We start from the raw sequence: 19888 nt of genomic DNA, 5'->3' as shown, positions 1-19888 counted from the left end.
CATCCATGGCGGTGTCAACTGGATTTGTGTCGCCGACTGCGCGCTCAGGTTTGCTCATTTTGAAATTCACTGATACAAATGTTCTGAAAACTGCTGCATGTGCGAAAGGGCGGCCATGGTGCGCCGCCGCATCGGCAGGGGACATGCGGGAAGGGGATCGGATGCCGGTCGAAGTGATTCTGCCCAAGGTGGACATGGATATGACCCATGGCACGCTCGCGGCCTGGCATGTTCGCGAGGGCGAGGCCGTCGCCAAGGGGGCGGCGCTCTTCGACATCGAGACGGACAAGGCGGCGATGGAGGTGGAGGCGCCGGCGTCGGGACGGTTGCAGCATGTGGCCGCGCGGGCGGGAGACCGGATCCCCGTCGGTGCCGTCATCGCCTGGATCTATGCCGAAGGCGAGGCGGTCGGCCCTCGGCCTTCCTCAGGAGAGAGGCCGGCGGAGATCCCGGCGCCGTCGCAAACGGCGGTCGACCCCCAGCCCGTTTTCGCGCAGGCGGCGCCAGAGGATTCGGTCGAGCGCGGCCCGAGGGCGACGCCGGCGGCGCGCTCCGCCGCGCGGGCGGCGCATATCCCGTTGTCGGATATTGTTGGAACCGGTCCGAAGGGCCGGATCCAGCGCGGCGACGTCGAATCCCTGCTGAAGGCCGCCGCCGCTCCCGGCCCGGCCGGCGCGGTCGTTTTCACCCGCGAGGCCGGCCCGCTCCGCGTGACGCGGCGGGACGGGCACGGCATCCCGCTGGTGCTCGTCCATGGCTTCACCGCCGACAGCACCAGCTGGGCGCCGCTGGAGAAGGCGCTCGGCCCCGGGCGCGCGCTGATCCGGATCGACCTGCCGGGCCATGGCGGCTCGCCGAAGCGGGATGTGCGCGACTTCGCCCATCTCGCGCGCATGCTGGTCGAGGCCTTTGATGCGGCGACGGCCGGCCATGACGTCGTCCATCTCCTCGGCCATTCGCTCGGCGGGGCGCTCGCCGTGGCGATCGCGGATGTGCGCGCGACACGCGTCCGCAGCCTGACGCTGATCGCGCCGGCAGGCCTCGGGCCGGAGATCGACGCGGATGCGCTTGCCGGCATCGTTCGCGCCGGGCGGGCGGAAAGCCTCGCGCCCTGGCTGCGCCGGCTGACGGCCGTGCCGGAGGCGATCGGCGACGACTATGCGCGCGCCGCGATGCGGGGGCGGGCGGAGCCGGCGCTGCGGGCCTGCCAGGCAGCGATGCTGGGGGCGCTCTTCCCGGACGGGGTGCAGGCCTTCGACCTGCGCGCGGCGATGGCGCGCCTCGCTCTGCCGGCCGCGATCGTCTGGGGGCGGCGCGACCGCATTCTTCCCTGGCGGCAAGCCCTTGCCGTCGATGGAGATTTTGCTATTCATGTGCTCAAGGCTGCGGGCCACGTGCCGCAGATCGAATGCCCGGAACGGGTCGCCGCCATCGTGGCGCGCCACCTTGCCGCGGGCGACATCCACGTCTGAGACGGATCGCCCGGAGGTTCCCCGTTCATGCAGCCAGCACCGCAGGCCCTCGGGCTCCAGAGCGAAATGGACCGGCTGCGCGCGCGCGTCGCCTGGCTCTACCATGTCGAGGGGTTTACCCAGAACCAGATCGCCGAGCAGATCGGCATCAACCGCGTGATGGTCGTCCGCCTGCTCGCGGATGCGCGGCGGCGCAACGAGGTGCGCATCACCCTGTCGGCACCGCTCGCCGAATTCGTCGCCCTCGAGCGCGATCTCGAGCAGCGCTACGGCATCCGGCAGGTCATCGTCGCGCCCTTCGCCGAGGGTGAGGGGGACCCTGTGAAGGTGATCGCGGCTGCCGCCGGCACCTATATTTCCGGCATCATGAAGTCCGGCATGTCCGTCGGCGTCGGCTGGGGCCGCACGCTCTACAACACGCTGCCCTTCATCACCGGCGCGACGCTGGACGAATTCCAGGTGGTCTCGCTGCTCGGCGGCATCTCGGCGGCGCGGCGTTTCAATCCGGCCGAATTCGCCTGGCAGTTCGCCGAACTGTTCAAGGGCGAGGGTTTTCTCGTGCCGGCCCCGGCCGTGGTCGACAGTCCCGAGACCAAGCATGCGCTGCTCGAGCGCTGCGGCCTGGCGGCGATCTTCGAGATGGCGGAGAAGCTCGACGTCGCACTTCTCTCCGTCGGCGGCATCTCGACGCTGACGACGAGCTACCGCACCGGCTATATCAGCGAGGCGGACCGTCGTTCGCTGGTCGAGGCGGGCGCCGTCGGCGACATCCTCTACAATTTCATCGACGAGAAGGGCAGTCTCGTCGACCACGAGGTCAATTCCCGCGTGATTTCCTGCAATCTCGCCAAGCTGCGCCGCACGCCCGAGCGCGTGCTGATCTCCGGCGGCCGCGAGAAACTTGCCTCGATGAAGGGGGCGATCGCCATCCTGAACCCGACGACCCTGATCACGGACGAGCAGACCGCAGCCGCGCTCGTCGCCGGCTGACGCGCGTCGCGCCTTCGGACGTCCCCCTGTTCGGCTCCGGCCGGAGCCGTCGCGGACCGGCCGGTCCTGTCACGTGAACTTTTGTCACGCATACGCGCGGATCGCCGGAAATGGTCCTTCGCTAAATTACATTTTGCATTTTTCCTGAACGTTTGTACTATCCGCGTCGGCCCTGTCGGGGCGGAGGCGGGTGTCCTTCCACCGTCCGTCGCCTGTCCGTGGTGCGGCCACCGACCCATTCCGCGTGATTTTGCAGTGCAAACCGGACGTTCGTTCGGTGGGTCCGGTCCTTCGCGTCCGCAGGACTGTCAGCAACGCCCGCGCCGGATATTCCGCAATGCCACATCGAAGAATGTGAACATTAGTATTGACAATAGAACAAATGTGCTGATAGGTTTGCCCCATAAAGTTCAGCCACATCGGGAGGAGTTCCTATGGCCATCAATGTCGCGCCCACGGGTCTGGCGCGGGATCTCATCGCGCGCGCCGATCAGGGCCGTCCGGTCCGCATCGGGCTGATCGGCTCGGGCGAGATGGGGACGGACATCGTCACCCGCGTCGCCCACATGCCGGGCGTCGACATCGGCGCGATCTGCGATCTCAACCTGCCTTCGGCGAAGAAGGCGGTCGACATCGCCTTTCAGGAGGACGGTCACCACAAGGAGACCAACGGCGTCGACGGCCTCAATTCCGCGATCGAAGGCGGCAAGATCGCGGTGACCAGCGACTACAAGCTGATCCTCGAAAGCGGCCTGATCGACGTCGTCATCGACGCGACCGGCGTACCGGCGGTCGGCGCCGAGATCGGCCTCTCGGCGATGGAGCACGGCAAGCATCTCGTCATGATGAATGTCGAGGCCGACGTCACCATCGGCGCCTATCTCAAGAGCGAGGCCGACCGGCTCGGCGTCACCTATTCGCTCGGTGCCGGCGACGAGCCGTCCTCCTGCATGGAACTGATCGAGTTCGTCACCGCGATGGGCCATCCGATCGTCGCGGCCGGCAAGGGCAAGAACAATCCGTTGAACGTCGATGCCGTTCCGGACGACTATGCGGAGGAAGCCGCCCGCCGCCACATGAACGTGCGCATGCTGGTCGAATTCGTCGACGGCTCGAAGACCATGGTCGAGATGGCGGCGATCGCCAACGCCACCGGTCTCGTGCCCGACAGGCCGGGCATGCATGGCCCCGCCGCCACGCTGGAGCAGCTGTCGAAGACGCTGGTGCCGGAAAAGGACGGCGGCGTGCTGTCGCGCGTCGGCGTCGTCGACTATTCGATCGGCAAGGGGGTCGCGCCCGGCGTGTTCGTCGTCGCCGACATGTCCCATCCGCGCGTCTCCGAGCGCATGGAAGACCTGAAGATGGGCAAGGGCCCGTACTTCACCTTCCACCGGCCCTATCACCTGACCTCGCTCGAAGTGCCGCTCACCTGCGCCCGTGTCGTGCTTTACGGCAAGGCCGACATGGTGCCGCTGGCAAAGCCGGTCGCGGAGGTTTGCGCGGTGGCCAAGAAGGACCTGAAGCCCGGCGACAGGCTCGATGCCATCGGCGAATATTGCTACCGCGCCTGGATCATGACCACGCCGGAGGCGCGCAGCGCCAATGCCATTCCCTGCGGGCTCCTGCAGGGCGGTTCGGTGACTGAGCCGATCAAAAAGGGCGAGCTGATCACCTATGCCAATGCCGCCGTCGCGCCCGGATCGCGCATCGCCGCGCTGCGCGCCCGCCAGGACGCCCTCGTCTACGGAAAGGATGCGTGAGCCATGGGTGAACCCGCGACTGCCGAAAAGACCACGCCCGAGGCGAGCAACCTGCCGTTCCTCTTCCAGAATTACGATCGCGCAGCGCTTCTCGAGGCGTTGCGCAAGATGCACCTGATCCGCCAGTTCGAGGAAGGGGCCGAGGAAAGCTACATGCGCGGCCTGATCCACGGCACGATGCACCTGTCGATCGGGCAGGAGGCGAGCGCCATGGGCATCTGCCTGCCGCTGACCAATGACGACCAGATCACCTCGACCCATCGCGGCCATGGCCATTGCATCGCCAAGGGCGCCGACGTGAGCCGCATGTTCGCCGAATTCTTCGGCAAGACCACGGGCTACTGCGCCGGGCGCGGCGGTTCGATGCACATCGCCGACGTCACCACCGGCAATCTCGGCGCCAACGGCATCGTCGGCGGCGGCCTGCCGATCGCCGTCGGCGCGGCGCTGACGGCCAAGCGGCTGAAGACCGGCAAGGTCGTCGTCTCCTTCTTCGGCGACGGCGCCAACAACGAGGGCGCCTTCCACGAGGCGCTGAACATGGCGGCCGTCTGGAAGCTACCGGTGATCTTCGTCTGCGAGAACAACGGCTACGGCATGTCGACCTCGACGGCGCGTTCCACCGCCGTCGCCAACATCGCCGATCGCGCCTCCGCCTATGCCATGCCCGGCACCATCGTCGACGGCAACGTGCTCTCCGACGTGGCGGAGGCGTCCCACGCGGCGGTGGAGCGCGCCCGGCGCGGCGAGGGGCCGAGCCTGATCGAATGCAAAACCTACCGCCATCGCGGCCATTCGAAAAGCGACCGCAACCGCTACCGCACCAAGGACGAGATCGACGACTGGATGACCAATCGCGATCCGATCATCCGCTACGAGGCGCAGCTCGCCGAGTTCGGCATCGCCACCCGCGCGGAGCTCGATGCCGTGCGCGCCTCCGTCGCGAAGGAGATCGCCGAGGCGATCGAGTTCGCCAAGGCGAGCCCGGCGCCGGAAACCGCCGACCTTACCAACTTTGTCTATACGGAGCAGGCGTGATGAATGCCGCTGTCAGGGAATTGAGCTATTCGCAGGCCATCCAGGAAGCGATGGCGCTGGCGATGGAGGCCGACGAGCGCGTCGTGCTGATGGGAGAGGATATCGGCGTCTATGGCGGCGCCTTCCAGGTGACCGGCGACCTGATCGAACGCTTCGGTCCCGACCGGGTGATGGACACGCCGATCTCCGAGCTCGGCGGCGCCGGCGTCGCCGTCGGCGCGGCGGTGACGGGGCTCCGGCCGATCTTCGAGTTCCAGTTCTCCGATTTCGCCACGCTAGCGATGGAGCAGATCGTCAACCAGGCGGCGAAGATGCGCTACATGCTCGGCGGCGAGGTCTCCGTGCCCGTCGTCATGCGCTTTCCGGCCGGCTCCGGCACGGGGGCCGCGGCCCAGCACAGCCAAAGCCTCGAAGCCTGGTTCGGCCATGTGCCGGGCCTCAAGGTGATCCAGCCGGCGACGCCCCATGACGTCAAGGGCATGCTGCTCGCCGCGATCGCCGATCCCGACCCGGTGATGATCTTCGAGCACAAGCTGCTCTACAAGATGAAGGGCCCGGTGCCGGAGGGCCATTACACCGTGCCGATCGGCAAGGCCGAGATCCGCCGCGCCGGCACGGACCTGACGATCGTCGCCACCGCCATCATGGTGCACAAGGCGCTCGAGGCGGCGGAAACGCTCGCCGCAGAGGGCATCGACGTCGAGGTCATCGACCTGCGCACCATCCGGCCGATCGACCGCGAGACGGTGATCGAGAGCGTCAAGAAGACGTCGCGGCTCCTCTGCGTCTATGAAGGCGTCAAGACGCTCGGCGTCGGCGCCGAGATCAGCGCCATGATCGCCGAGAGCGAGGCCTTCGACTATCTCGACGCGCCGATCGTGCGCCTCGGCGGCGCCGAGACGCCGATCCCCTACAATCCGGATCTGGAAAAGGCGGCCGTGCCGCAGGTGCCGGGGATCATTGCCGCCGCCCGCGACCTTGCGAAGGGAGTGCGCTGACCATGCCCGTCGAAGTCATCCTGCCGAAGGTCGACATGGACATGGCGACGGGGCGGATCTCGAAATGGTTCTTCGAGGCGAATGCGCCGGTGAAGAAGGGCGAGGTGCTCTTCGAGATCGAGACGGACAAGGCGGCGATGGAGGTCGACGCGCCGGCAAGCGGCGTGCTTCGCGACGTCGTCGGTGCCGAGGGCGTCGACATCGCGGTCGGCTCCGCCGTCGCCTGGATCTACGAGGAGGGCGAGGCCTATGCGAAGCGGCCTGCCGCGACCGGCACCGCCACCGTCTTTCCGAAGGCGGCGGAGGGCGGCGGAGCGTCGGCCGGGCCGATCCTCGTGCCGGCAGCGGCGAAGGGGGAGACCGTGCGCGCCACGCCGCTTGCCCGCCGGCTCGCCCGGCAGGCGGGGCTCGACCTCGCTTCGGTCGCAGGCTCCGGGCCGCATGGCCGTGTCACCCGCGCCGATGTCGAGGCCCGGACGGCGGCGGATGCGGCGCAGGTCGTCGTTCCTGCGCCAGCCGTGGCGGCGGAAATCGCGCGTCCGGCCGATGTGCCCCGGCCGGCCGAGACGGTACGCCGCCTCTTCGCCGAGGGCAGCTACGAGGTCGTGCCGCACACCAGCATGCGCCGCACCATCGCCCGCCGTCTCGTCGAGGCGAAAAGCACGGTGCCGCATTTCTACCTGTCGGCGGATTGCAGCATCGACGCGCTGCTGACGCTGCGCACCGAACTGAACGCCTCGGCGCCCCAGGTTGACGGCAAGCCGGATTACAAGATCTCGGTCAACGACATGGTGATCAAGGCCTATGCCATGGCGCTGCGCGCCGTGCCCGGCGCCAATGTCTCCTGGGAGGAGGATCATCTCCTCAAGCATCGCCACGCCGATATCGGCGTCGCCGTCTCGGTGCCGGGCGGGCTCATCACCCCGATCGTGCGCCGGGCGGAGATCAAGACGCTGTCCTCGATTTCCAACGAGATGAAGGATCTTGCGGCGCGGGCGAGGGAGGGCAAGCTGAAGGGCGAGGAGTACCAGGGCGGCACCGGCGCCATCTCCAATCTCGGCATGTTCGGCGTGCGCGACTTCGCCGCAATCGTCAATCCGCCGCATGCGACGATCCTCGCGGTCGGCGCGGGCGAGCGCCGCCCGGTGATCGTCGGCGACGCGGTGAAGGCGGCGACGCTGATGACCGTCACGCTCTCGACTGATCATCGCGCCGTCGATGGCGCGCTCGGCGCGGAGCTTCTGGCGGCGTTCCGCTCCTATATCGAGCGGCCGATGGCGATGATCGTCTGACACGGTTTCCCGCATGCCGGCAAGGCCCCGACCACCGTCGTGGCGGGGCTTTGCCGTGTCCGGTTCAATGAGACGGGAGGGCGTCCTGCGGCGGCAGGCGCATCGCCCGCCGGAATTCCGGCAGATCCGGCACCGCCCAGTTCGGCTCGGCGTCGAAGAAGCGGTCGAGGAAGGCGATCGCATAGGCCGGCATGTCGCGGGTATTGTCGCGGAACGACCACCAGGTGCGCAGGTCGTCGACGCTCTTCGACAGCGGCAGCGGCTTGCCGAATTCCTGCTGGTGCACGGCGCAGACGGCGCTGATGCAGAAATGCGTGTAGACGAACCCCTCGGGCCAGAAGGCGACGATCTCCGGCACCGGCGTCCCCGCGGTCACGGGCTTCAGCTCGACGCGGACCGGTCTCGCCCGGATCAGCTCGCGAAGCACGAGGCCGCCGGCGAACATGATGAAATCGGCGCGGTTGACGGCGGCAAGCGGCTTCTTCCGTTCGAGCACGTCGACCCAGTCGAGGAAGACGCGGGCCAGCACCTCCTCGTCCACCGTCGCCGAAAGCCCGTAGCGCCGCGACAGCACGCGCGTGCCGAGCGCGAAGGAGCGCCGGAACCACCGCAACTGGCGCAGCCGGTGGGCAAGGTCCGGAACGCTGGCGATTTCCTGCTGGACCGACAGATCCATCGTTTCAAAACTCCACCGAGGCGGGCGTCCGGTTCTTCGACCGGATGCCCGTTGTCTTGCAAGGACGGAGCGTACATCCGCGCCCCGAGCCGGTCAATTGTGCAAAAACGAGGGTCCGCCGTCCTACCCCAGATGGGCGAGCAGGCTGCGCAACACCGCGTCAAGTGCGTCCGTTTCGGTATCGGTCGTGGCGGCATCCCGGAAGATCTCGATCCGGGCGCCCGCGGCAAGGAGGGCGTCGGTGACGATCTCCGGCACCTCGGCGCGCGGCAGGCGGCCGCTGGCGGTGAGGCCGAAGATCAGCGCGGTCGCAGCATGGATCCGGATCTCGGCGTCGCCTTCCGGCGGGTTCGGGCCGGCGAGCGGATGGCGGCGCGAGAGCGCGAGGAAGAGGGCGGCCGCGAGGCCCGCGCCGTCGCCCGGATCGGCAAGCGTCCCGGCGCGGGTCGCCAGTTCCCGATGGATGCCGGCAAGGCGGGCGCTGAGGATGAGCGGGTTCGGATCGCGCGTTCCGGCGGCGAGCTTCAGCACGCGGTAGAGATCGCCCGAAAAGGCGGCGGCGGCGTCCTCTCCCGGGTCCGCATAGGCCTCGATCGTGCCGAAACCGGGTGGGGGCGCGGCCTGCGAGCGGAAGGGCGCCGCGGCCGCCTCGACGAGGCTCATCACGCCGTCGACGGCGCGGAAGGTGCGCCCGACCAGGCGATCGACCTCCTCGGGCACCTCCGGCAGCCCGTGCCTGGCGAGCCGTTTGCGTTCTTCGTCCGAGCCGAGCAGGCGCACCAGATGGCGCATGCCGCGCAACTGGTCCTTGGCCGTGTCCCGGATCTCTCTCCCGACCGTGCTACGCATCACCGTGATCCCCAGCCGCAAGGCCGCACCCGTCCGGCGGCCGTTTTTCCGTCGGGTCCGAGTATGGCATGGCGCGCGCGCGCCGTCGATCCGGACCGGCGCCGTTTGCCACGGTCTGGATGCCTGTCGGGCAGCCGTCGCAGCACTCCCGCTCAGCCGTTGACGACGGCGACCTTGACGGCGGCGCCGCGCTCGGCGGTCGCCAGCGCCTCGCCGATGTCCTTCAGCTCGAAACGGTGCGTCAGCATCGAATCGACCTCGATCAGGCCGGAGGCGATGAGGTTCAGCGACGTCTCGAACTGGCGGCGGTCGAGGCCGAAGGAGCCGGTGACGACGAGTTCGTTGTAGTGGATCAGGTTGACGTCCATCACCGCCGTGTCGGTGGCGGAGAAGCCGGCGAAGAGGCTGACCTTGCCGCGATGGCGCACCAGCGACAGTGCGTCGTTGGCAAGCTTGGTCACGCCGATTGCGACGATCAGCTTGTCGGCGCCGAGCCCCTTGGTGACCCCGCGGACGATCGCCTGCAGGTCCTCGTTGACCGGATCGACGACGATGTCGGCGCCCGCGGCGATCGCCGCCTCGCGGCGCGAGGCGCTCGGCTCGCTGACGATGATCCTCAGCGCGCCGGAGAGCCGTGCCAGCTTGACATGCAGCAGCCCGATCGGGCCGGAGCCGAGGATCACCACCGTGTCGCCGACGCCCACCCCGATCTTTTCCTGGCCGTTCAGCACGCAGGAGAGCGGCTCGACCAGCGCGGCCTTCTCCCAGCCGACCGAATCGGGGATCTTGAAGATATTCTGCTTCTCGGCCGCGATCGCCGGGATGCGGATATATTCGGCGAACGCGCCGTCGACCTCGTAGCCGATGGCGATCAGGTTGCGGCAGATGTTCTCGTAGCCGCGCTTGCAGTAGTCGCAATTGCCGCAGGGGATCGCCGGACAGACGCAGACAGCCTCGCCGCATTGAAAGCCGGAGCGGCCGGGCTCGACGATCTCGCCGGCGAATTCATGGCCGAGGATCGACGGGTAACGGATGCCGGCGGTCTTGCGGCCGCGAAAGATGCGGATGTCCGTGCCGCAGATCGTCGCGGCGCGCACGCGGATCAGCACGTCGCCTTCCGCGATTTCGGGGTCGGCCACGGTCTCGAATGCGAGATCGTTCGGTGCCTTCAGCAATCCAGCTTTCATGATGCTCTCCGCTCAATTTGCACATATGTGCGATAAAAATTACAAATATGCAAGATGTCCCTGAGAGGTCTTTTCCGGGCTTGTCCGATGATCGGCCGATTTTTTCCGGGGACCGCCCCGCATCCGGCGCTCAGAGTGACAAATTGAGAAACGAGAACAAAGCCATGTTCGCCGTTTCCCTAGCGCACGTCAAAACCGGTTGACAAAAATCATCAATCGTGAACATTTATTTTTGTCTGTAAATAAATGTTTCGGTTTCGCAGGCGGGAGGACAGGATGTGTGACGATCGTGGGGCTGCCGGACACTGCGCCGTCACCGGTCGGATCGCCGCATGCGTTGCCGCCGTCGCCGGGCATCTCATGAAGGTGGCACGGGCGTGCTCCGGCACGGCCACGGAGGGGCATCGCTTCGACTGAGGCGAAGCCAGGGTTTTGCGGGCGGGGGGATCCCGGCCGCGTTCTTGCCGCCCGAGGGACGGGCGGCCATCATCCAAACGGGAGGTTAACCATGAAACTCACGACACTTCTGGCCGCGGCCGGACTGGCCTCGCTTGTCGCCGCCACCGGCGCGTCGGCCGCGGGCCAGCAGGACCTGATCAAGCCGATCGACAAGGAACTGACCTTCGTCTTCATTCCGAAGGTCATCCATCCCTGGTACGACGTCGTTGCCGAGGGCAGCAAGTTCGCCGCCGAGGAACTGAAGAAGTCCGGCATCACCGTCAACGTGATCTGGGACCAGCCGCCGCAGGCCGACGTCGCCGACCAGAACCAGCGCATCGAGGCCAATATCGGCCGCAAGCCGGACGGCCTCGCCGTCGCCTGCCTCGACCGCGCCACCAATGTCCAGCTCCTCGGCGAGGCGAAGACCGCCGGCGTCAACGTCGTCACCTTCAACTCCTTCTGCGACGAGGGCTTTCCCTTCATCGGCCCGAAGAGCAGCTACCAGGACGGCTTCGACCTCGGCGAATTCCTCGCAAAGCATCTCGGCGGCAAGGGCAAGGTCGGCATCCTCGCCGGCAGCCTGACCGCTTCCGACCATGTGGAGCGCATCCAGGGCTTCAAGAAGGCGCTGGAAGCCCATCCGGACATGCAGATCGTCTTCGAGCAGCCCGACAACGACATCCTCGAGGAAGCCGTGACGCTGACCGAGAACGCGCTGCAGGCAAACCCCGACATCGCCGGCATCTTCGGCTCGAACGCCTCGAACCCGATCGGCGCGGCCCGTGCCGTGAAGAATGCCGGGCTCGCCGGCAAGGTGGCGATCGTCGGCATGGACGACCTGCCGGAGGCCGTCGACGCGGTCTGCGACGGCACGATCACGGCCCTCAAGGCCCAGCGCCAGTGGGACATGGGCTACTGGGCGGTCAAGTACCTGGTGGCGATGAACGAGAACCACACCTATCCGATGTTCCACGACACCGGCTCGTTCTTCATCACCAAGGACCAGTGCAACTGAGGAAACCGCTTCTGCGGGCGCGCATCGTCCGATGCGCGCCTGCCGGGAGGAGGCAGGCCATGACGCAATTCATCTTCGAGGCGGTCGACATCGCCAAGTCCTACGGGGTCGTCCATGCGCTGAAAGGTGTGTCGATCGGCATCGGCAAGGGCGAGGTGCACGCCATCATCGGCGAGAACGGCGCCGGCAAGTCGACGCTGATGAACATCTTCTGCGGCAAGATGCGCCCGACCTCCGGCACATTGCGCCGCAACGGCGTCGAGACGGTCTTCCACCGGCCGCTCGACGCGCAGAAGGCCGGCATCTCGATCGCGCCGCAGGAAATCAATCTTGTCCCGAACCTGACGGTCGCCGAAAACATAATGCTCGGCGCGCAGCTGACCCGCGCCGGCATGATCGACTGGAAGGCGACGCGCGAGAGCGCCGTGCGCCACCTGCTCGAGATCGACAATTCCATCGACCCGGCGCTGCCGGTGTTCCGGCTGAGCAAGGCGCAGCAGCAGCTCGTCCAGATCGCCCGCGCCGCCGCCACGTCGGCCGAGATCATCATGCTCGACGAGCCGACGGCGACGCTGACCTCGCGCGAGACGGACAAGCTCTTCGCCTATATCCGCGCTTTCCGCGCGAGTGGCGGCTCGATCTTCTACATCTCCCACCGTCTCGACGAGATCCTCGAACTCTCCGACCGCATCACGGTGCTGCGCGACGGCGCCTATGTCGGCGCCCTCGATCCGAAGACGACCGACAAGGAGGAGATGATCCGCAGCATGGCGGGCCGCGTCGTCGGCCGCGGCAACCCGGCGCCCCATCTGGGTATCGAGAAGGGCGAGGTGGTGCTGAAGGTCACCGGCCTCACCCGCCAGGGGGAATTCGAGAATGTCAGCTTCGAGCTGCACAAGGGCGAGATCCTCGGCATGTCCGGCCTCGTCGGCGCCGGTCGCACCGAGGTCGCGAAATGCATCTTCGGCCTGACGCGCGCCGACAGCGGCACGGTCGAGCTGTTCGGCAAGCCGCTGGAGAGCCGCACGCCGCTCGGCTGCATCCAGAGCGGGCTCGTCTACCTGCCGGAGGAACGCAAGCAGGAGGGCATCTTCCCGCTGCTCTCGATCAGCGAGAATATGTGCATGCCCTCGCTCGGCCGCTTCACCGGCGGGCTGACTATGCGCAACCGCGACATGATGCGCGAGGTCGACGGCTTCATCGAGCGGTTGCGCATCAAGCTCGGCTCGCCGCGCGACCTGATCACCAGCTTGAGCGGCGGCAACCAGCAAAAGGTCATCATCGGCCGCTGGCTGATGCAGAACGCCCGCGTGCTGATCATGGACGAGCCGACACGCGGCATCGACGTCGCGGCGAAATTCGAGATCCAGAACGAGCTGCGCCGCTTCACCGACCGGGAAGGCCTGTCGATCCTCTTCATCTCCTCCGAACTCGAGGAGGTGCTCGACGTCTCCGACCGCATCGTCGTCATGCACGAGGGCAGGGTCAAGGGCATCCCGACCGCCGCGAGCGCGACGCAGGAATCGCTGCTGCAGCTCGCCATGAGCTAGAGCATTTCCCGCCGAAGCGTGATCGCTTCGGCGCCGGAGAATGCGACAGAAAGAAAGACTGAGAGCATTGAAGGCGATCCCGTGGTCACCGGAAATGCTCCAGGCCAGTCCGGCCGGCGCGCCGCTTCGACACGAGACATCAACACGAAGGAGCGCGAGACGCCGGATACGCGGCGCGGCGGTCCGGACAGTGAAGGTTTGACACGATGACACACGATATCGCCGCATCCTCCCCGGTCAGGAAGGCGCAACGCCCCGGCCTCGTCACTCGCTTCTGGCAGTGGGAGGCGAGCGGCATCCTCGTGGCCCTGATCGCGCTGATGCTGGTCCTGTCGCTCGCCACCGACAACTTCCTCTCGACCTACAACATGTCGGTCGTCGCCCGCCAGGCGGCCTTCGTCGGCCTCGTCGCGCTCGGCCAGACGCTGGTGCTGCTCGTCGGCGGCATCGATCTTTCGGTGGGCGCGGCGGCGGGGCTTTCCGCCATCGTCGGCTCGCTGATGCTGACGGTGCTCGGCATTCACCCCTACATGGTCCTTCCGCTGACCATGGCCTTCGGCATGTGCCTCGGCTTCGTCAACGGCTTCTTCGTCGCGGGCCTGAGGCTCAATCCCTTCATCGTCACGCTCGCCACCTGGGAGATCTTCGCGGGGCTGACCATGGTCATCACCAAGGGCTATCCGATCCGGCCCCTGGGAGAGACCTTCGGCTTCTTCGGCAAGGGCGAGATCCTCTCGGTGCCGGTGCCCGTCGTCCTCTTCCTTCTCTCCGGCGTGGTGCTGATCTGGCTGCTGACCCAGACGAAGTTCGGCCGCAACATCTTCGCCATCGGCGGCAACCGCGACGCGGCCGTGCTCGTCGGCATCCGGGCGAAATATGTCGAGTTCCTCGTCTTCGGCCTTGCCGGCATGTTCGCCGCGCTCGCCGGCATCCTGTTTGCCAGCCGCATGGACGCCGGCCAGCCCTCGGTCGGCGAGGGCTGGCTGATGGGCGCGATCACCGCGGCGATCCTTGGCGGCACCAGCCTGCGTGGGGGCCAGGGCTCGATCGTCGGCACCATGCTCGGCGCGATGCTGCTGACGGTTCTCGCCAACGGCACGGTGCTGCTCAACGTGTCCGGCTTCTGGCAGCGCGTCATCGTCGGCTGCGTTGTGCTGATCGCCGTCCTCGTCGATCTCTTCCGCCGCCGGGGCTGAAACCCTTGTTTCCCACCGGTCCCCGCGCGCAGTGGTCATCGACCGGAAGCTCGACTATAGGCATGGTGAGGCCAACCGTAACGGAAAGCGAAGCATCGGTGTCCGACCTTACCCATGATCTGAGAACCCGCGCGGCGTGGATGTACTACAAGGAGGGACTGACGCAGGACCAGATCGCCCAAGAACTGGGCCTGACGCGGACGAAGGTGCTGCGGATGCTGGCGACGGCGCGCACCGACGGCACGGTGCAGATCCGCGTGCTCACCCGCCACAGCCACTGCGTCGAGCTGGAGCGGCAGATCGAGAAGCGCTACCGGCTGGAGCGGGCGATCGTCGTGCCGATGCCGCAGAGGGCGGACATGGTGCCGGAGATCATCGGCACCGTGCTCGGCGAGTATCTCACCGACGTGCTGAAACCGAACATGACGATCGGGCTCGGCTGGGGCAAGACGCTGAGCTCCTGCCTGCCGTCGATCCCGCAGCAGTCGCAGGCCGGCATCTCCGTCGTGTCGCTGCTCGGCGGGCTGACGCGGGTCAGCACCTTCAACCCGTCCGAACTCGCCTGGCGGCTCGGCGACCGGCTGTCGGCGGAAAGCTACCTGATCGCCGCACCCGTCTACGCGCCGGACGAGCGGACGCGCACGGCGCTGCTCACCCATCCCGGCATCCGCGAGGTGTTCCGCCGTTCGGAGAACCTCGACCTCGCCGTCGTCAGCGTCGGCGACCTGTCGCCGTCCTCCACCTTCGGCCGGTACGGTCTGCTCGAAAAGGAGGAAATGGCGTCGCTCGAGCGCGCCGGGGCCGTCGGCGACGTGCTCTGCCGCTTCATGAATGCGGACGGCGCGGTGCTCGACCATGATATCAACCATCGGGTCGTCGCCGTCGATCCGCAGACGCTGCGCTCGGCGCGCAAGATCGTGCTGGCGTCCGGCGGCTGGCACAAGCTGCCGGTGATCCGGGCATCGATGCGGCTCTTGTCGCCCCATGTGCTGATCACCGACGAGCAGGTGGCCGAGCGGCTGCTCGACACCTGACCGGGCAGAGGGGCGCGGGCGGAGGAGACGAGGCGCCCGGAGGCCTCGAAAAGGAAAGATGCGGGTGCCGCAGGCGGCGCCCTTCGTGATCGCGTCAGCGATTGAGATAGCGAGGAGGAAATCGCAATGTCCTATGATTACACGTCGATCGGTTTCTACACGTTCGATTGCCTGGCGCGGCCGGTGACGGCGATCCCGCCCGGCGGCGACACCTATTTCGTCGAGGATTTCGCCCTCGCCGTGTCGGGCGCGGCGGGTGCCGCGGCAGTGGTCGCGGCGAAATACGGCCTGCGGGTCCAGGCGGTCGGCGGTGTCGGCGACGACCTGATGGGCGAGTGGGTGCTGAAGCGCATGGGCGATTTCGGCATCGACACCGGGATGATGCAGCTCTGCCGCGGCGTCTCCACCTCCTCCACCATCGTGACGACACGGCCGGACGGGCAGCGCCCGGCGCTGCACAAGCGCGGCGCCACCGGCGCCTTCGAGATCACCGAAGCCGACTACGACCGGGTTCTCGACGCGAAGATCGTCCATGTCGGCGGCACGGGGCTGATGGACCGGATGGACGGGCCGCCCTCCTTCGCGCTGATGGCGGAAGCCAAGCGGCGCGGACGCATCACCACGCTCGACGTCTTCGCCGCCAGCAAGAAGGACATGGCGAGCGTTGCCGGCCTGCTGCCGCACACCGACTATTTCATCCCCTCGATCGAGGAGGCGCGCGCCCTGTCCGGCCTCGAGGCGAAGGAGGACATCGGCCGCTACTTCAACGATCTCGGCGTCGCCTGCACGGTGATGACCATGGGGGCGGACGGGGCCTATTATCACCATGTCGACGGCACGCGCTTCCATATGCCCGCCTTCGAGATCGACGTCGTCTGCACCTGCGGCTGCGGCGACGCCTTCAATGCCGGATTCGCCACCGGCCTGATCAACGGCTACGACCCGGAAGAGACGACCCGTCTCGGCCAGGCCTCCTCGGCGCTGAACGCGACCGGCCTCGGCAGCCAGGCGGGCGTGGTCGATCTCGAAAGCACGCTCGCCTTCCTGCGGCGCACCCCGGTGAAGCGCGCGGCCTGACGCCCGCGGTCCGGGCCGGGAGGTCGCGGCGCCAGCGCCGCGGCTGCACCCTTCCGGGACGCGTGACCGTGGTGCACGAACCGGACATTTGATTGAAGCGGGTCGCCGTCGGGCCGCTCCCCGATACCGGCCTCCTTGCCATGGTCGGCACACACGGGACGTCGCGTCCGAGGACGCTCCGCCAGGGCTTTCCCATGGGCCGCTCTGCGTCATCGAGGGTTTCACCCGCGGGATCGACGGCTGGACGGCCGCCAGCGGCGTGAATACCCGGGCGTGATTCACCGTCTGCGTCCGTCGCGGCGCGATCCCGTGCACCCGTCACCGGCCTCGGACGGCGAAGTGCAAGGCGCAATCTCGCTGCGCCCGCCGTGCGTCGCCGTCCGATCCGTGAAGATCGCGGTTTCGGCGGGGGTGGACGCACGTTGTCGCTCTCTGCGCGAGCCTCGACGGAAGGCAGTTTCCGGCCTTATGCCCGACCGTACCCTGTTCAAACCGGTCGCGCCGCCGTAGAGCGGCGACGGCGAGATCGGCCGGATACGTCCAGGCGGCGTGAGGTGTGCCCGGCCGCCGGGGTCCGAGGCCGCCCTGCCGGAGCATTCCCGGCCGCAGCAAGATCGCTTTGTGCCGGACGATCCGGTAGGCGGTCCCCTCTTCACCAGCCATGTGCCGGCGCGTTCGGCGGCGCTTTTCCACTCGGGCGCCCACCTCTTCCCAGAACGAGGACGCGCTTCCCGGCCTGTGCGGACGGCAGGCGCGAAATATTCAACCGAATGGTTGACTATTAAGGCGGCATCGTTATATTCAACCACATGGTTGAATTATTGCCCCTTCCCCTCGACACGGTCTTCCATGCCCTCGGCGACCCGACGCGGCGGCGCATGCTGGAACGGCTGGCCGGGGGGGCGCGCACCGTCGGCGAGCTTGCCGAGCCGTTCTCGATGTCGCTCGCGGCGGCGTCCAAGCATATCAAGGTGCTGGAGGGGGCGGGACTGATCCGCCGCGACGTGCGCGGACGCACCCATCTGTGTCATCTCGAAGCAGGGCCGCTCGCCGAGGCCCATCGCTGGCTTGCCGTTTATGAGCGCTTCTGGTCCGCCCGTCTCGACACGCTCGAGCGGCTGCTTCGCGAGGACGACGCGCTCCGATCCGTTCCACCCCCCGTCGCTGATGAAGGAGACGAGACATGACCGATGCCATGACGCTTGCAAGACCGGCCGCCTATGGCGTGCTGACCGAACCGGCAACGCTCCGGATCGAACGGCGCCTGCCCGGGCCGGTCGAGCGGGTCTGGGCCTATCTCACTGACGGCGAGCTGCGTCGCCGGTGGCTCGCCTCGGGCGACATGCCGCTCGAGCCGGGTGCATCCTTCGTCCTGACCTGGCGCAACGACGACCTGACGGATCCGCCGGGAGCGCGCCCGCCGGGTTTCGGCGAGTCGCACGGCATGACGTGCCGGGTGCTGGCGGTCGAGGCGCCGGTGCGCCTCGTCATCACCTGGGGCAGTGCCAGCGAGGTCGCCTTCGATCTCGCCGCCTCGGACGGCGAGGTGGTGCTGACCATCACCCACCGCCGCGTTCCCGACCGTGGCGTGCTCCTGAATGTCAGTTCCGGCTGGCATGCCCCTCTCGACGTGCTTGCCGCCCGGCTGTCGGAGACGGAGCCAGTGCCCTTCTGGGACAGATGGACGGGCCTTCGCGCCGAGTACGAGCAGCGCTTTCCGGCCTGACGCGGATGACGGCAGGACGCGCTTGACACGGCGCGTCCCCTGCCCGAAGCTCCCGCAAGAGTTGTTCTTGAGGAGAGAAACATGCGGTGTGGTGTCGTTGCAGTCGTGATGGCCGGCCTCGTCCTGGCCGCGCCGGCCTTCGCCTTCGATGCGGGCTTGTCCAAAAGCGTCAAAAGCCGCGCGACGGCCGAGATCCGGGCCTGCGGCGACGGGAAATGTACCGCTGCGGCCCTGAAGAAGGCGGCGGGCCGCTTCTCCGACAGGCCGGACTACCGGTCGGTGGCCGTCGCCCTCAACGGCGTCGCCCGGGCGGTCGGCGCCTGCGCGAAGACCTGCGAGGGCAAGAAGGCGGAAGAGGTGAAGAGCCTCGTTTCAGGCTACCGGGCCGAGATCGCCGGCGCCGGGCGTTCCGAGATCAAGACGCTGGCCTCGATTTTCGATCCGTCTATCTACAAGGTGCTGCGCTGAGGGCAGATCGGACGCCCGGATCCCGCAGGCGGTGATCGCTCAGCCCGCCTCGCCCGGCCCGGCATTGCCGGTCCGTGCGGCGGTCGCGGCGGAACGGCTCACCGGGACCAGCGTGATGCGACGGTCGGCCGCGCGCAAGGGGGCGAGTTCTTCCTCGGTCGCCCCCGTGTCGGTGATCACCTCGTCGATTTCGGACACGTCGCAAAGCGTGCAGAAGCCGGGCGCGGTGAACTTCGTGCTGTCGACGAGCAGGATCGTCCGGCGCGCGGCGCGGATCATCGCACGCTTCAGCGAGGCGACCTCCAGCGCGATTTCGGTTAGGAGCGCGCCGGTGACCGCCGACACGCCGCTCAGGCAGACGTCGGCATGCAGCGTGCGGATGAAGCTCTCGCCCGGCTCTCCGGCGAGATGGCGGTAGCCGGGGCGGATGGTGCCGCCCGGCATGATCACGCGCCACGATTTCACGTCGGCGGCGAAATCGGCGATTTCGAGACTGTTGGTGACGACGGTCAGCGGCAGGTCGCGCTCGGCGGCCGCGCGCACCGCCTCCATCACGGTCGAGGACGAATCGAAGATGACGCTGTCGCGGGCGCTGAGGCGCAGCGCCGCCTCGCGGCCGATCGCCACCTTCTCGGCATGGTGGAGTTGCGCGTTGACCGAGGTCTCGCGCTCGAAGGTGGCGCGTGCCGGCTGCAACAGGTGGGCGCCGCCATGGGTGCGCTCGAGATAGCCCTTTTCGACGAGATGTTCGAGGTCGCGGCGCACCGTCGACTGCGAGCCGCCGATCGTGTCGGCGAGCTCCTGGATGCTGGCCGCGCCATTGACGCGCAGGTGCTCGAGAATGAGCGCGCGCCGCTTGGCCGGAACCATGTCGACCCGCTTCGTCGGAGTTTCCATGCGTCGTCCTCCTTGAAAGCCTGCCGCATTCCCGCAGATCCGCTTTCCCGTCGTCGCCCCTGCTTCATCCCGTGTCTCAGTCGAAAGCCGCTGCATCCCGGGAATGCGCCATGCCGGTGAAGGCGCGGCGCATCTCCGGACAGCGCGCTACCAGATCGTATATCCGCAATCCACCGTGACGACGGAGCCCGTCATGGCGCTTGCGGCGTCGGAGGCGAGGAA

At 67.5% G+C, this 19888-nt stretch carries 18 protein-coding genes; 14 read left to right on the top strand and 4 right to left on the bottom strand.

All coding sequences use genetic code 11. The annotated features are described in order from the left end of the window. The first annotated feature begins 161 nt into the window (after positions 1 to 161). From ACEVQ6_RS21620 to ACEVQ6_RS21595, 6 genes are all read left to right on the top strand, one after another. Positions 162 to 1472, top strand: coding sequence for an acetoin dehydrogenase dihydrolipoyllysine-residue acetyltransferase subunit (locus ACEVQ6_RS21620; RefSeq protein ID WP_374891119.1), 1311 nt, complete (start codon positions 162 to 164; stop codon positions 1470 to 1472). A 27-nt stretch (positions 1473 to 1499) separates the two neighbouring features. Further along, complete coding sequence (locus ACEVQ6_RS21615) at positions 1500 to 2462, top strand: sugar-binding transcriptional regulator (RefSeq protein ID WP_374891118.1); 963 nt, start codon at positions 1500 to 1502, stop codon at positions 2460 to 2462. 434 nt (positions 2463 to 2896) lie between these two features. Beyond that, a complete protein-coding gene (locus tag ACEVQ6_RS21610; RefSeq protein ID WP_374891117.1) occupies positions 2897 to 4222 on the top strand; it encodes an NAD(P)H-dependent oxidoreductase in 1326 nt (441 codons plus the stop codon). Between the two features lie 3 nt (positions 4223 to 4225). Continuing rightward, positions 4226 to 5260, top strand: a complete 1035-nt coding sequence (locus ACEVQ6_RS21605; protein WP_374891116.1) for a thiamine pyrophosphate-dependent dehydrogenase E1 component subunit alpha — start codon at positions 4226 to 4228, stop codon at positions 5258 to 5260. Beyond that, on the top strand, positions 5260 to 6258 hold the full coding sequence (locus ACEVQ6_RS21600; protein ID WP_374891115.1) for an alpha-ketoacid dehydrogenase subunit beta: 999 nt from the start codon (positions 5260 to 5262) through the stop codon (positions 6256 to 6258). The genes ACEVQ6_RS21605 and ACEVQ6_RS21600 overlap by 1 nt, the downstream gene beginning before the upstream one ends. A gap of 2 nt (positions 6259 to 6260) precedes the next feature. Then, positions 6261 to 7550, top strand: a complete 1290-nt coding sequence (locus ACEVQ6_RS21595) for a dihydrolipoamide acetyltransferase family protein (RefSeq protein ID WP_374891114.1) — start codon at positions 6261 to 6263, stop codon at positions 7548 to 7550. Positions 7551 to 7614: 64 nt separating this feature from the next. Here ACEVQ6_RS21595 and ACEVQ6_RS21590 read toward each other — a convergent pair whose 3' ends face one another. From ACEVQ6_RS21590 to ACEVQ6_RS21580, 3 genes are all read right to left on the bottom strand, one after another. Next, positions 7615 to 8226, bottom strand: a complete 612-nt coding sequence (locus tag ACEVQ6_RS21590) for a hypothetical protein (RefSeq protein ID WP_374891113.1) — start codon at positions 8224 to 8226, stop codon at positions 7615 to 7617. A gap of 123 nt (positions 8227 to 8349) precedes the next feature. Continuing rightward, entirely contained in the window at positions 8350 to 9075 is a 726-nt protein-coding gene (locus tag ACEVQ6_RS21585) for a hypothetical protein (protein ID WP_374891112.1), read from the bottom strand. A 152-nt stretch (positions 9076 to 9227) separates the two neighbouring features. Then, a complete protein-coding gene (locus tag ACEVQ6_RS21580; RefSeq protein WP_374891111.1) occupies positions 9228 to 10262 on the bottom strand; it encodes an alcohol dehydrogenase catalytic domain-containing protein in 1035 nt (344 codons plus the stop codon). 508 nt (positions 10263 to 10770) lie between these two features. Between ACEVQ6_RS21580 and ACEVQ6_RS21575 the strand changes: the two genes are divergently transcribed. From ACEVQ6_RS21575 to ACEVQ6_RS21540, 8 genes are all read left to right on the top strand, one after another. Next, positions 10771 to 11718: a substrate-binding domain-containing protein gene (locus ACEVQ6_RS21575; protein ID WP_374891110.1), complete on the top strand. Its 948-nt coding sequence runs from the start codon at positions 10771 to 10773 to the stop codon at positions 11716 to 11718. 59 nt (positions 11719 to 11777) lie between these two features. Next, positions 11778 to 13268, top strand: a complete 1491-nt coding sequence (locus ACEVQ6_RS21570) for a sugar ABC transporter ATP-binding protein (RefSeq protein ID WP_374891109.1) — start codon at positions 11778 to 11780, stop codon at positions 13266 to 13268. 206 nt (positions 13269 to 13474) lie between these two features. Next, the gene (locus ACEVQ6_RS21565) at positions 13475 to 14464 is read left to right on the top strand and encodes an ABC transporter permease (protein ID WP_374891108.1); all 990 of its coding nucleotides are present in this window, start codon (positions 13475 to 13477) and stop codon (positions 14462 to 14464) included. A 98-nt stretch (positions 14465 to 14562) separates the two neighbouring features. Further along, the gene (locus ACEVQ6_RS21560; RefSeq protein WP_374891107.1) at positions 14563 to 15498 is read left to right on the top strand and encodes a sugar-binding transcriptional regulator; all 936 of its coding nucleotides are present in this window, start codon (positions 14563 to 14565) and stop codon (positions 15496 to 15498) included. Positions 15499 to 15624: 126 nt separating this feature from the next. Next, positions 15625 to 16575, top strand: a complete 951-nt coding sequence (locus ACEVQ6_RS21555; protein WP_374891106.1) for a carbohydrate kinase family protein — start codon at positions 15625 to 15627, stop codon at positions 16573 to 16575. An 809-nt stretch (positions 16576 to 17384) separates the two neighbouring features. Continuing rightward, positions 17385 to 17762, top strand: a complete 378-nt coding sequence (locus ACEVQ6_RS21550) for an ArsR/SmtB family transcription factor (RefSeq protein WP_374891105.1) — start codon at positions 17385 to 17387, stop codon at positions 17760 to 17762. Beyond that, the gene (locus tag ACEVQ6_RS21545) at positions 17759 to 18301 is read left to right on the top strand and encodes an SRPBCC family protein (RefSeq protein WP_374891104.1); all 543 of its coding nucleotides are present in this window, start codon (positions 17759 to 17761) and stop codon (positions 18299 to 18301) included. Before ACEVQ6_RS21550 ends, ACEVQ6_RS21545 begins: the two co-directional genes overlap by 4 nt. An 81-nt stretch (positions 18302 to 18382) precedes the next feature. After that, positions 18383 to 18769, top strand: coding sequence for a hypothetical protein (locus tag ACEVQ6_RS21540; protein ID WP_374891103.1), 387 nt, complete (start codon positions 18383 to 18385; stop codon positions 18767 to 18769). 39 nt (positions 18770 to 18808) lie between these two features. Here ACEVQ6_RS21540 and ACEVQ6_RS21535 read toward each other — a convergent pair whose 3' ends face one another. Further along, positions 18809 to 19666 (bottom strand): DeoR/GlpR family DNA-binding transcription regulator, encoded by an 858-nt coding sequence (locus ACEVQ6_RS21535; RefSeq protein WP_374891102.1) that lies wholly within the window; start codon positions 19664 to 19666, stop codon positions 18809 to 18811. Positions 19667 to 19888 lie beyond the last annotated feature (222 nt).

Origin of the sequence: Ensifer soli, from assembly GCF_041928815.1 — a bacterium.
In the GTDB taxonomy this organism is placed as follows: domain Bacteria; phylum Pseudomonadota; class Alphaproteobacteria; order Rhizobiales; family Rhizobiaceae; genus JBHFEI01.
The sequence above is the reverse complement of the archived record's forward strand: the minus strand, read 5'-3'. Positions and strand labels throughout refer to the sequence as shown.